General features: G+C 40.6%; 10 protein-coding genes. 6 read left to right on the top strand and 4 right to left on the bottom strand.

The annotated features are described in order from the left end of the window. The first annotated feature begins 52 nt into the window (after positions 1-52). Entirely contained in the window at positions 53-1,891 is a 1,839-nt protein-coding gene (locus tag WG954_RS19550; RefSeq protein WP_340438612.1) for a C1 family peptidase, read from the top strand. 99 nt (positions 1,892-1,990) lie between these two features. On the opposite strand, the gene WG954_RS19545 is transcribed toward WG954_RS19550, so the two are convergent. Next, positions 1,991-3,805 carry a hypothetical protein gene (locus WG954_RS19545; protein ID WP_340438611.1) on the bottom strand — a complete coding sequence of 605 codons (1,815 nt, stop codon included), beginning with the start codon at positions 3,803-3,805 and terminating at the stop codon, positions 1,991-1,993. Between the two features lie 479 nt (positions 3,806-4,284). Here WG954_RS19545 and pnuC point away from each other — a divergent pair, with 479 nt between their 5' ends. Continuing rightward, complete coding sequence (gene pnuC, locus WG954_RS19540; protein ID WP_340438610.1) at positions 4,285-4,908, top strand: nicotinamide riboside transporter PnuC; 624 nt, start codon at positions 4,285-4,287, stop codon at positions 4,906-4,908. Next, on the top strand, positions 4,892-5,965 hold the full coding sequence (locus WG954_RS19535; RefSeq protein ID WP_340438609.1) for an acyl-CoA dehydrogenase family protein: 1,074 nt from the start codon (positions 4,892-4,894) through the stop codon (positions 5,963-5,965). The genes pnuC and WG954_RS19535 overlap by 17 nt, the downstream gene beginning before the upstream one ends. 145 nt (positions 5,966-6,110) lie before the next feature. Here WG954_RS19535 and WG954_RS19530 read toward each other — a convergent pair whose 3' ends face one another. Beyond that, on the bottom strand, positions 6,111-7,730 hold the full coding sequence (locus WG954_RS19530) for a L,D-transpeptidase family protein (protein WP_340438608.1): 1,620 nt from the start codon (positions 7,728-7,730) through the stop codon (positions 6,111-6,113). A 313-nt stretch (positions 7,731-8,043) separates the two neighbouring features. Here WG954_RS19530 and WG954_RS19525 point away from each other — a divergent pair, with 313 nt between their 5' ends. Next, the gene (locus WG954_RS19525) at positions 8,044-9,009 is read left to right on the top strand and encodes a Gfo/Idh/MocA family protein (RefSeq protein ID WP_340438607.1); all 966 of its coding nucleotides are present in this window, start codon (positions 8,044-8,046) and stop codon (positions 9,007-9,009) included. Positions 9,010-9,086: 77 nt separating this feature from the next. On the opposite strand, the gene WG954_RS19520 is transcribed toward WG954_RS19525, so the two are convergent. Then, on the bottom strand, positions 9,087-9,533 hold the full coding sequence (locus WG954_RS19520) for a peptidylprolyl isomerase (protein ID WP_340438606.1): 447 nt from the start codon (positions 9,531-9,533) through the stop codon (positions 9,087-9,089). Positions 9,534-9,742: 209 nt separating this feature from the next. On the opposite strand from WG954_RS19520, the gene WG954_RS19515 reads away from it, so the two are divergent. Next, positions 9,743-10,726: a hypothetical protein gene (locus tag WG954_RS19515; protein ID WP_340438604.1), complete on the top strand. Its 984-nt coding sequence runs from the start codon at positions 9,743-9,745 to the stop codon at positions 10,724-10,726. Positions 10,727-10,781: 55 nt separating this feature from the next. Continuing rightward, positions 10,782-11,462, top strand: a complete 681-nt coding sequence (locus WG954_RS19510) for a GNAT family N-acetyltransferase (RefSeq protein WP_340438603.1) — start codon at positions 10,782-10,784, stop codon at positions 11,460-11,462. A 132-nt stretch (positions 11,463-11,594) separates the two neighbouring features. Here WG954_RS19510 and WG954_RS19505 read toward each other — a convergent pair whose 3' ends face one another. Further along, a complete protein-coding gene (locus WG954_RS19505) occupies positions 11,595-12,473 on the bottom strand; it encodes a lytic transglycosylase domain-containing protein (protein WP_340438601.1) in 879 nt (292 codons plus the stop codon). Positions 12,474-12,831 lie beyond the last annotated feature (358 nt).

The raw sequence follows: 12,831 nt of genomic DNA, 5'->3' as shown, positions 1-12,831 counted from the left end.
TCACCATTGCACAATTCCACTATAATTTTTACATTGTTCCCAAACACTGCATATGAAAAACAGGAAAAACAATGTTGTGCCTGATAAAATTGATATCAGGGACAGAATGTATCAACCCGCCGTTACAACAGCTCCCCGCAAAGCGTTCATCCAGGAAACAAAACTTCCCATACTGCACCAAAAAGAAACCAGCGCCTGCACCGGCTTTGCATTGGCCACAGTTGTAAATTATCTCGCACGTAAAATTGATCCCGTCAATAATCAAGGCTTTACCGCATCACCTTTCATGCTGTATTCAATGGCCCGTCGTTACGATGAATTTCCGGGCTATATAAAAGATGAAGGTTCCAGTTTAAGAGGTGCCATTAAAGGCTGGCATAAACATGGTGCCTGCGAAAACCGGTTCTGGAAAACACTGCAAATGCCCAAGCCTGATATTAAAGGTGAGGAAGGCGATTGGTGGCTCAATTCAGTAAACTATCCGTTAGGTGCTTACTACAGGGTAGAGCCGAAAAGTATTGAAGACATGCATTGTGCCATTAATGATCTTGGTATTTTGTATGCAAGCGCTGTTTGTCATGCAGGCTGGGACGTTCCAAAAAAATCAACACATCACAAGTACTTAGAAATTCCCAATACAAAAGTAAAAGAGACGGATGGAGGTCATGCGTTTGTGATCATTGGCTATAATCAAACAGGTTTTATCATTCAGAATTCATGGGGCAAGGAATGGGGAACAAACGGTCTTGCCGTATTAACGTATGAAGACTGGCAGGTGAATGCAATGGATTGCTGGGTAGCGCAAATGGGTGTTACCACCGATCTTCATTTGGCCATTGCCAATTCGGCCACACTCAGGTTAGATAAAAAAAACAAAGTGGCCATTGCAGCTGATCCAATACTGAAGAAAAGAGAACTCGATCCGTTTATTATTGATATGGAAAACAATGGCCGGTTGAGTAACTCCGGCGAATACCGCACAACCGAATTGGATATTGAAGCATTGGTAACACAACATGCAGGCATTGCAAGAGAACGATGGGGATTAAAAAACAAACCGATGGATGTTGCTATTTATGCACACGGTGGTTTGGTGGGTGAAAAGTCGGCAGCCGATAGCTATGCTGTTTGGTGTAAAAAATTATATGATGCGCAGATATTTCCCATTATGCTGATGTGGGAGACTGATATTTTAAGTACAGTTAAAAGTATGTTGGAAGATACCTTGCTGGGTAAGGAACCACGTATGACGGGTGGCATTGTTGACTGGATCGTTAATTGGAAAGATGAACGGCTTGAACGGTTGGCAGCGCCTATTGGCAGTAAGGTATGGAAGGAGATGAAGGAAAATGCAAAGGCCATCAGTTATGAAAAAAACAGCGGTGGTCAGTTATTGTATAAATATGCAACATCAGCCAAGAGCGAATTAAAGAGTCATGTCAATATTCATCTTATCGGCCACTCGGCAGGCAGTATTGTGCACAGTCATTTGGTGGAGAAATTAATAAGCCTCGGCTGGAGTTTCAAAACAGTTCAGTTTATGGCACCTGCCGTCACCAATGAATTGTTTGATACCACTATTCTCAAGGCCATTCAGAATAAAAAAATAAACAACTATTATCAGTATCATTTGAGTGATGATGTTGAACTGAAAGATAATTGCTCCATCTATTCCAAATCGTTGCTCTATCTTGTTTCCAACTCGTTTGAGCCCGGCAGAAAAACGCCCATCTTAGGCATGCAGAAATATTTTGAAAAGGAAAGTAACTACCAACGTGCAACAATCAAATCGTATCACAGTCCGGGTCTGTATTCAAAAAGCACTTCACATGGAGGATTTGATAATGATGTGGCTACAATAGAAACAATTATTAAGAATATTAAAAAGTAGATTGTTTGCTGAAGGCATACTTGGTTTGATATAATTGCAGCTTAAACCAATGTTCCTGTCTTTACCTGCTAATACAATCTATCAAATACAATGCTTTTGTTATTTCCTTTTTTTCAAAGACATCCAGGCAGGTGTTGCTTCTTCATACTGGTTATCGGTTAATACCCGAACATCCGAACCATCGGCACGCATCACACATATTTCACCGTATGGTTGGGGATTATAAGGATGCAATGCAGATTCATCTTTGAAACCGGTTCTGCCGCTGCTGAAAGCAATCCATTTGCCATCGGGCGACCAAATACTGTGAGCTTCATTTCCAGGATCTGTGGTCAACCTTTTTAAAGCGCTTCCATCGGGCTTAATGGTATAAATATCATAGTTGCCATCCCGTTTACCGGTAAATGCTATCAGGTCGCCATTTGGCGACCAGCCTGGGAAATTATCGTGGCTGTTGGTTGTAAGTCTTGTAATTTTTTTTGTTTCCACATCAACAATAAACAAGCCCTTGATGCTATCGGTTGCTCCACGGTAAACAATTTTTTTCCCATCGGGTGACCATGATGGAAAACCATAATTACCCTTCCCGTCAGTTAGGACTTCTAAATGACTTCCATCACTATCAATAATCGCTATATCACCAATAGCCGGCCCCTGCAGACTTTGGAAAAAACGGCCAAAGCCAAAAGCAATTTTATCTTCTTGTGGAGACCATACAGGTGCTAACGCACTTTTTATTGAATCGCCAAACAAGATAGAGCGGTTAGTGCCGTCTGCATTCATACGCATGATCTGGTTATGATGAATACCGGCGGTTTTATCATTGCAGATAAGATAGGTGCCCGAAGGTGAGTAGCTGGGAAACACACCGGAGCGAATCAATTGAAATTGCGGATCACGGCTAAACAACTTATAATATGGCGGCCAGCCGGCATTTACTTCACGATGAAAAAGCATCTGTTGGCCATCAGATGACCACGAAGGGTTTTCAAAATTACCATTCAATCTTGCTTTACCATTTGTAAATACGATACCGGGAGTTTCGCCCCAGGTTACATAAGCTATGGTGCCATCGGCAAACCATCTCGGGTAAATCTTTTCGCCCGTATCTTTTGTAATGGTTTGCTTTGTATTGTCGGAAACATTAATGACAGAAAGCTGTGTTGTTGCATTTGTTTTCATAACAGTATTCATATTCCGCACTTGTTGTAAAGCCGCTTCATAAAATACTATTTGTTTACCATCAAACGACCAGCAAGGGCTGCCGGCATATGAATCCAGTTGCGTCCTTCTTTTTATGTTTGAGCCATCAATACGAATGGTATAAATCTCAGTAGAATGCCATAAAGTGAATACCGGCATGGGCCTTTTGGAATCACGGTCTGTAGAGAATGCAATCCATTCCCCGTCAGGAGACCATGCAGGACGAAAATCGCCGGCAGGATGGTTAGTGATATTCGTTAATTTCTTTGTTGCTATCTCGAATATATAAATATCAGCTTGTCCGTTTCTACTCGAAACAAATGCAATTTTTTTTCCATCGGGTGAAAAAACAGCCTGGTCATCAAAGGAAGGATCATCAGTTAATTGTTCCAATCCTGATCCATCGGCATGTACACGATAAATATCTGCTGAGCCATTTCGTTCTGAAGTAAATACTATCCATTTGCCATCATGCGAAAAAGAAGCATTATAATCATTCGCCGGATCGGGGAGTAGCGGCCTCGCATGATTTCCATTTGCATCCGCAATAAAAATATCATCGTTCAACGGACCAAAACTGGCAAAAGCCAGTTGATACATTGGTTCAGACTTGTTGTTCCCCGAATTGACAGTATGATAATCTCCATGAAAAGGCCGGAGTGATATACAAAGAATTAACACACCCGAAAGTAGCAAATGAACCTTTGTCATAAGATAGTATTTTAGGTTAAAACAAAAGGTATGAAACCTTGAGTTAATATCTCTCTTTCTTTTTATAATTGGAATTTCGTATATACTTTCTCCAACATGGTCTCGTCCTGAAATAGCTATGGACGTATAAGGCGCTGCCCGGATAACCAACAGAGACTTCCAAAATCGGGATGACGTTCTATTGAGCGGCAAAGCACACCTCATCTATTAATCATACTGCAACACATAGGATGATTTGTTTCCAGTTACTTGGTTTTTCTTAAGCTTGGACTTTAGATATTGGGTTTTGGATTTTCTTGGCCTTGCCTCTTGTACTTTGCTATCCCTATCTTTGCGCCACTCATGGGGTGCCACACTAACAAGGGCTGAGATCATACCCACAAAGAAACTTCGGTTTCTATAACCTGATCCGGGTAATGCCGGCGTAGGGAAAAAGCAAGTTGCATGTGCATGCCCCTGAGTGAATAAGACAATCAGTTATGAATCTTCACGAATGGGCAGAAGCATTTGCAGTGCAACTGAAAGCAGTTCCCTTGCTCGAATGGATTGGAGTGGGTTTTGGTGTTGCCGAAGTGCTGTTGGCAAGAGCAAATAAAATTGCACTCTATCCCTGCGGTATTGTTGCCGTTGTTATTTCCACTTACATCTTTTTTAATGCAGGCTTGTATGCCGAAAGTGCATTGAATCTTTACTACTTCATCATGAGTGTGTATGGCTGGTGGTTTTGGGTAAATCGAAAACATCATACAGCACCAGCTATCAGTCGCAGTACAAAACGTGATTGGACAATAACACTGGCGATTGTTGTTACGGCATTCGTGTTACTATACACCGTGCTTGTAAACTTTACCGATTCTACAGTGCCGCTTGCTGATGCATGGGTGAGCGCCACAGCATGGGCTGGCATGTGGTTATTAGCGAAGCGAAAAATAGAGAACTGGATATTGCTCAACATCAGTAATGCGTTTGCCGTTCCGTTGTTGCTTTACAAAGAACTTCCGTTGTATGCTGCACTTACTTTGTTCTTATTTGTAATTGCCATACTTGGTTATTTCGATTGGAATAAAAACCTCAAACAAAAAACAAATGTTGCAGTTGAATAAAAAAGAGATTGCTGAATTAAAACGTCTTTGTGCTATCTCAGAACAAAAGGCACAGTTAACGCCAGCGTTGTTAAACATCATTTACAAAAAGAAATGGTTCAAGTTATTTATTCCAAAACAACAGGGTGGACTTGCAATGAGTTTACCCGATGCATTAAAGCTGGAAGAACAACTTGCTTACATTGATGGCAGCCTTGGCTGGACAGTTACACTTTGCGCCGGTGCTAATTTCTTTGCAGGATTTATGGAGCAGAAAAAAACAGGTAAACTGTTTCATGCAATGAATGTTTGCCTGGGTGGAAGTGGAGCTGCAACAGGTATTGCCACGAAAACAAAAGATGGATATACAGTAACGGGTCGATGGAAGTATGCAACAGGTGCACCACATTTAACACACTTCACAGCGAACTGCGTGATTGAAAAAAATGGAAAACCGGTTTTACAGGAAGATGGTACCGCATTGATCCGTTCATTTTATTTTAAGAAAAGTGAAGTAACAATTTACAACGACTGGCAGGCAATGGGGTTAAAAGCAACAGCAAGCCGAAGTTTTAGTGTAAAGAAGTTGAAAGTAAAAGAGGAGCGGAGTTTTGTTATCGATCATGCACATGTAACACTGGAACATCCTGTGTACAGTTATCCGTTTATGCCTTTTGCAGAAACAACACTTGCTGTAAATACATTGGGTATGATGAATCATTTGCTGGATGAAGCAACAGTTGCACTCAAGCAAAAGAAATTGAACAGCCTTCAATTTAAAACAGCAGATGAAGCAGTACAAACAGCAAAGCAGGAGATCAGCAAACTGAGTCTTACATTTTATAATAACGTAGAACAATCGTGGAATGAATTGCTGACGAGAAAAAGGCTCTCACAAAAAACTACAAAGCAGATCAGTAATGTAAGCAGGCAGTTGGTAAAGCTTTGCAGAGGCCATGCAGCAGTTGTTTATCCGTATTGCGGATTGGCGGCCACATCACAACAGTCTGAACTCAACCGTGTGTTCAGAGATATTTTCACAGCGAGTCAACATGCGTTGTTGACGTATGGGGAATAGGGATGCTTGTCTGAGCTCGGCATGTCCACCAAAGGAAAAGAAAGAGCAATGGTGAAAACACAACTGCTCTTTCTTTATTCATTGCTTCAGAAAAAAATCCCTTCATGGTGAAACCACACAACAAGGGCCACGGTCTATTCAAAAATCAATTAAACATTTTTCTCGCCAGTTTGCTGTCGTGGGCATAAATATCTTCCCTGAAATTAAGCTTGCCGTTTTCACCGGCCCAGGCAGTATAATACGTTATGATCACCGGTATGGGATCTTTTACTTTCACAAATTTTTCTACACCGGCATTCATGGCTTCGGAGATTTTTTCCGGAGTCCATTCAGGTTGATTGCGCAAAATATAGTTCGCCATTTTCTCGGGTTCTTTCAAACGAATACATCCATGGCTAAAGGCTCGTTTGTCTTTTTCAAACAAACTTTTTGAAGGAGTATCATGAAAATAAATATTGAAACTGTTAGGGAACAGGAACTTTACTTTCCCCAATGCATTTTCGCCGCCGGGTCGTTGACGGATCTCGGGTAGTTCACCATCATTGTTTACGATCTCCATATTCTGCGATTCAAGATAATTGCTGTTCTCATTCATCGCAGGTAATATTTCATTTTTTACAATGCTTGGCGGAACATTCCAGTGAGGACTAAACACTACCTGGTTCAAATCGCCATTAAACATCATGGTATTATGTCCTTCTTTTCCTACCACTACAACCATGTCAAATACTTTCTTACCTCCTTCATACATATGCAAAACAAATTCAGGAATATTTACAACGATCAGTTGGCCCTTTGGTTCTGCAGCCAGCCAGCGCATACGATCCATATTCATCAATACCTGCTGTAAACGTGTAACGGCTGATATATTCATTTCTTTCACCAATGCTTCGGTTACAATTCCATCGGGAGTAAAACCATGACGTAGCTGGAAATTCTTGATACCTGTTTCAAGTGTGTCGTTAAAGTTCAGTGTTGTATCTGTTCCGGGCATATCACCTGATATTGATAATCTTTTTTTGAGTGTTGCAACAGCTGGTGAAGCAACTCCTTTTTTATACATACCCTTTGAAAAACTCACGACAGGCCATCCTCCGTTTTTTACAATATCATGATAGGTTTTTAAATGCATTTTTAAACCTCGGTAAGATGCATTTACATCTTCAAAATATTTATCGTCTTTATGCTTTTTATTAATGAGTGAATCTGCAAGGTACACGGCACTTTGTTTACGGGCCGGAATAAACCGTTCCATTTCTTTTCTCTTTACATATCCCTTCTCATAATTATTGAGCATGTACTGAATGAAATGTTTTGTGAGCAACAGTTCTGTATTAATAAAGGTTTTGGAAGCTGACACCGAAAGCTCTTCTGCTGCTGTTAATCTGTCCATTGTTTTTTGTAGACCTTTATGGTTCAACGAAGTATCGCCATCATAGCTTGTAACATATTCATGCAAATTCCAGAACCCACGGGCCTGTTCAGTTAGTCCATCTTCACTAAACCATGCAAACTGGTAATTGCGGGCATTGTAAAAACTTCTCATGCGGCGGGCCAAACTGTCGGCCACTTTCTGGTCAGTAATAAATTTTTCTACTACAACGCTATCCATAAAAAGTGTGCTGTATGAATTGGCAGCGGTTATAGTAAGATCTCTCTTTGTTACATTTTTCTTTTCTTGCTCTTCCCTTTCTTCGGGTGAAGAGGAGTTGCTGCAACTCAATAACAGGTTGCACGCTGCAATAAACAACATGATTTTTTTCATAGTTTTCTTTATACAAAAGCTATGCCCCTCCAATAAAGAAGGTAGAGGAGGGAGATTGGATAAGTGTAAATGGGTTTCCCACCAACTGTCAATGCCCCGCATATGAACGGTTGGCAAAAGCGGGGAGTTTTTTGCCCAACCTGTTTCATCAGTCGGTTTTTTGGTTAGAGGTAAGCTGATAGCGTTATATGCTGCCTTTAAAATGAATTTAATTAGTTAATGAGCTTGTAATAAAAGAAACGATAAAGTCAAAGAAGATTTGAAGAATACAATACCTTCCCTTTTTTATTTGGATTAAACGAACAAAGTATTTATGATCAACTGGGGTATTATCGGTTGCGGCGATGTAACCGAAGTAAAAAGCGGGCCTGCATTTAATAAAGTGCCCGGCTCAAAGCTTGTAGCTGTGATGCGTCGCAATGCAGCAAAAGCAGAAGACTATGCTAAGCGGCATAACGTACCAAAGTGGTATACTGATGCTGATGAACTGATACATGATCCCGAAGTAAATGCTGTTTATATTGCCACACCTCCATCTTCACACGAAGCATATGCACTGGCGGCTATAAAAGCAGGCAAACCTGTGTATGTAGAAAAACCAATGACGGTAAATTATGCCGCTGCACAAAATATGGCGCAGGCAGCTGATGCTGCGAATGTAAAATTAACGGTTGCACATTATCGCAGACAATGGCCCCTGATTCAACAACTAAGATCATTACTCCAACAAAAAGTAATTGGTGACGTACGATTGGTGCGTTTACAATTAGATCAACAACCACCAACTGCTGCTCAATTAAGCGATGAAAAATATGTTTGGCGTTTTGATCCGGCTGTTTCAGGCGGCGGACTCTTTCATGATCTTGCTCCTCACCAATTAGATATTCTTTTTTATTTATTCGGAAGCGCATCAACTGTTACTGGTCTTGCCACTAACCAGGGAGATTTTTATAAAGCCCCGGATCTGGTTACAGGTATTGTTCATTTTACAAACGGAATTGTATTTACAGGGTCTTGGTGTTTCACAACTGCTGAACCAAATGATGTATGTGAAATCATTGGCAGCAACGGTTCATTGCGTTTTAGTTTTTTTACCGGCAACAGTATTACACTGGAGAGTAATGGCCAAACCACTGTTTTCGATTTTGATCGGTTGCAACATGTACAGCAACCAATGATCGCTGAAGTAGTGAACTATTTTTCGGGTCGTGCATCCAATCCTTGCTCAGCTGAAGAAGGTGCAGAGATCATGCGTTGGATAGGCGAGATAACGAAATAGCTAACGACAACTCTTCTGTAAATAAAAAAGTCTCCGGTAAAATACCGGAGACTTTAGAATACAGAGGAGTTGAAGAATTAAGTAAGTATTACTTTCTGCATTACATCACCGGCACGAATTTCATCAATAATTTCTACTCCTTCAGTAATGCGTCCAAAGCAGGTATGATTACGATCAAGATGTTTTACACCGTTGCGGTTATGACAAATGAAAAACTGGCTGCCACCGGTATTTCGTCCACGGTGTGCCATCGACATAACACCACGGTCGTGAATTTGCTTGCTGCCTGTTAACTCGCAGGGAATAGTATATCCTGGCCCGCCAGCACCTGTTCCGTCTGGGCATCCGCCCTGGATCATAAAGTCTGGAATTACCCGGTGAAATTTCAATCCGTTATAAAATCCTTCGCTTACGAGTTTTTTAAAATTGCCTGCTGCAATAGGTGCATCATCATCATATAATTCAAATTTCATGATGCCTTTGGCTGTATGTATTTCGCCGGTTGTTAATTTTATTTCGCTCATTATATTTTTTTAAGACTGCGAAAGTAGCATTTAGCTGTTAATAGTGCTACAGGTACCGGTCATTTTTCTGTTGCCTTCGACCTTTCCAATCTTAACAATGTTTTGCCTGGCACAACTTTCAAATCTGAGAATCGTTTTCTATTTTGTTGTTGCATTTATAGTTGATCTGGAAATCGTTCCTTCATCAACACTCATCTAAATCGTACCGTATGCCTAAAACTCTACTCAAACATGTATGGTTGTTTTTATTTTTAACAGCCTGCGCATCCGTTTCACAAGATCATCTCAGCAGTAATCGTAAACAAGTGCCAGTTGCAAAAGCTGCAACGTCAACATCTTTGTTAATTGATACACTGCTTGTTGGTGTTCAACCGCAGCCATTAACCGATTTGCAACAAACCGAAGAAGGCGAGATCGTACTGGCAGAAGGTTATTATGAAGCAGTTTATAAAAGTTATTGTCTGCAGCCCGGCACTCCCGATCCCTCAGATAGAGATGCATATTTACAAACTCCTCTGCAAACTTATCGAAAGGATATTGTGCAGACAGTGTTACGTACTTCATTACAAAAGCCACATCTCAATCAAAAAAATATTCAACTCCTGTTATGGTCAGTCGTAAGCGGGTCTGACTATAATAAGCTGTCATGGCCTGTGCAATTAACAGCACAGGAATTGCTCACACGAAAACAGATATTTGAATTAAAGGGCGGTGTAATGGGTGTAGTAAAGACGGTAGCGAAGGCATTGCCCGAAACAAAATTTACAGGAGCGCATATCAACATGAAGCAGTTGTTTGAAACAGGAAGCAACACTTATGAGGCATTTGAACGTGTTGCTGTACTGCGTGAAAAATCGGTTGTACATCGTGCAGATTATAAAAAGGAACAATGGTACAAACAGGAGGGTGGCTATTATCTTCGTTATTTCCCTAACGGTTACCAGCAGGTGAAAATACAATTGTATGTTCCGGCCGGCACGCTTGATTCATCCGGGATGAAAGATGGGAATTACTTGTTGTTCGATCCGGTAAACAGGATGGCTGCTCCTGCAAACTCAAATGCGCAACGTTTGGGAATAGGCGCCCCAGTGGCAGAGATTATTCGTAAGATCATCCGCATACAAAAAGAAACACCCAAAACGAAACAACCTGCACCGAAGCAACAACCGAAAACAAGCAAAGAACAGCAATAACAAATGACCACATCGTGGGAGCACAACGGGTTTTCAAAACAGGTATTTTTGCAAGGTGAATCATTTTTTAGAAAACCCCGTTTACAACGCCTTGCTCACCGGCGACAGACATTTAAGTTTTGGTAATGAGCAAGTGAAATACTTTGATGAAGAAGTATCGCCATTTGCTGGCTTTGCTGAAGATAATAAATATGGTTTTGCAGAACTTTATGATCTGCTTCCACAAGGCCGCAGAATATTGTATGCTATTCCTTCCCGCATAAAGGAGCCGAAAGGCTGGCAACTGCAACACGAGATCAAAGGATTGCAGTTTGTTTATGTAGGCACCCAAAGTATTGTTGGTGAGTTCTCCAATGTTGTTCCGTTAACTGAACAGCATGTGGATGAAATGATCGACCTCGTGAAGCTCACCAAGCCCGGTCCCTTTGGAAAAAGAACAATCAGTTTTGGTTCTTACCACGGAATTTTCGTTCATGGTAAATTAGTAGCTATGACAGGCCAACGTCTGCACGTTGGAAACTATACTGAACTTAGTGCAGTATGTACACATCCTGACCATTTGGGTAAAGGTTATGCATCTGTATTAATGAAGCAACAACTACAGATTATTTTAAACAATGCCCAACAGCCATTCCTGCATGTACGTGATGACAACGACAGGGCTATTGCTGTTTATGAACGTTTGGGATTTAAAGTTTCCCGAACAATGAATTTCTATTTTATGAAGAGAGTATAATTAGCGACAGGGTGGGTAGGGTTATTAAGTAAATAGTACTTGAATTAAATATTTGAGTCCTCGTGTAGCCCCAAAAAAAAGAGCAGTTGCATTACCGCAACCACTCTTTCAGAATAGAACGTTTCGAAGGTTTTATTTTCTCAGAACAAAAGTTAATTCTCCTTCAAGCTGCGCAATCATTACCCAATTCAAAGGTTGAGTAGACGATGGAGGTATACTATCTGATTCATTGCTTTCTTCTTCAATATTAATTAGTGATGCAAGATAATTGTTGCGTTCAGTTTTGGTAAGTGTAGCTAAACTGCCTTCACCTTCATAATAATAATGGGTAGCAATAAAACGCTTTACATGATTTCTTGTTTCAGTTGGTAAAAAACGTTGCAGTTTCCAGAACTCACGACTGCCCGATTGTTTGATGGCTTTGTAAACATTTCCTGATCCGCAGTTATAAGCAGCTACAACCAATAACCAATCATCAAACTGCTTGTATAATTCTACAAGGTAGTCTGCAGCAGCCGCAGAACTTTTATAGAGATACCTGCGTTCATCTGTTTTACCTTCCACACGCAGGCCAAGATATCTTGCGGTAACAGGCATTAGTTGCCAAACACCAACAGCACCAACACCTGAGGTAGCACTATTTTTTAATTTTGATTCAACTACAGCGAGGTACATTAACTCAGCGGGAATACCACGCTTCACTAATATCTTCTGTAAAGTTTTAAATGTACCACTGTTTCTTTCTTTAATATTATCCAGCATCTCAGCGTGTTCTTCAAGATACTGATCAACAAAACCACGAACGGAAGACTGCAACTGAATCGTTGGGACGATAAGGTTTTTTGTTGCAGATGTTTTAGCGATCAAAGAATCGTGTAATACAGCATTTGTTGCATACAAATGCGATAATAAAGATTCATGTTTCTGTTGTGGCGATTTTGCATACATGGTATTACACAGAGGTAATAAGATGATGGATAAACCTGCCTGTTTCCATAGAGTCGTTTTCATTGTACTGTTTTTAGTAAAGAAATGCTCATGGGAAATGGATTTCTAAAAAACAGTTTTTCGATAAAGTATTGGAGGGAACTGCAGTTACAAAACAGTAATCGGGTTACGGGTTATTTAAAGTACGGTTGTAACTGCATGCATCATTGTAAGCGATGCGAGAACAAAAGTAGAATGCATTTTCGGCGAATCATAGTAAACAGGGTTAGTAAAACTACGCTGACAGCTTAATGCGCTGACAAACACAGTGCTAAGTTTTCCACAGCAATAATGTCAGGGAGTTTTACGAATATGAGTAAACATGCGTGATCACTATTATTTTGAAAGAGCTAATACACTATGTTTGTGTTTTTTGTGCAAC

Origin of the sequence: Lacibacter sp. H375 (assembly GCF_037892425.1) — a bacterium.
GTDB lineage: Bacteria > Bacteroidota > Bacteroidia > Chitinophagales > Chitinophagaceae > Lacibacter.
This window is presented reverse-complemented; position numbering and strand designations above follow the sequence as displayed.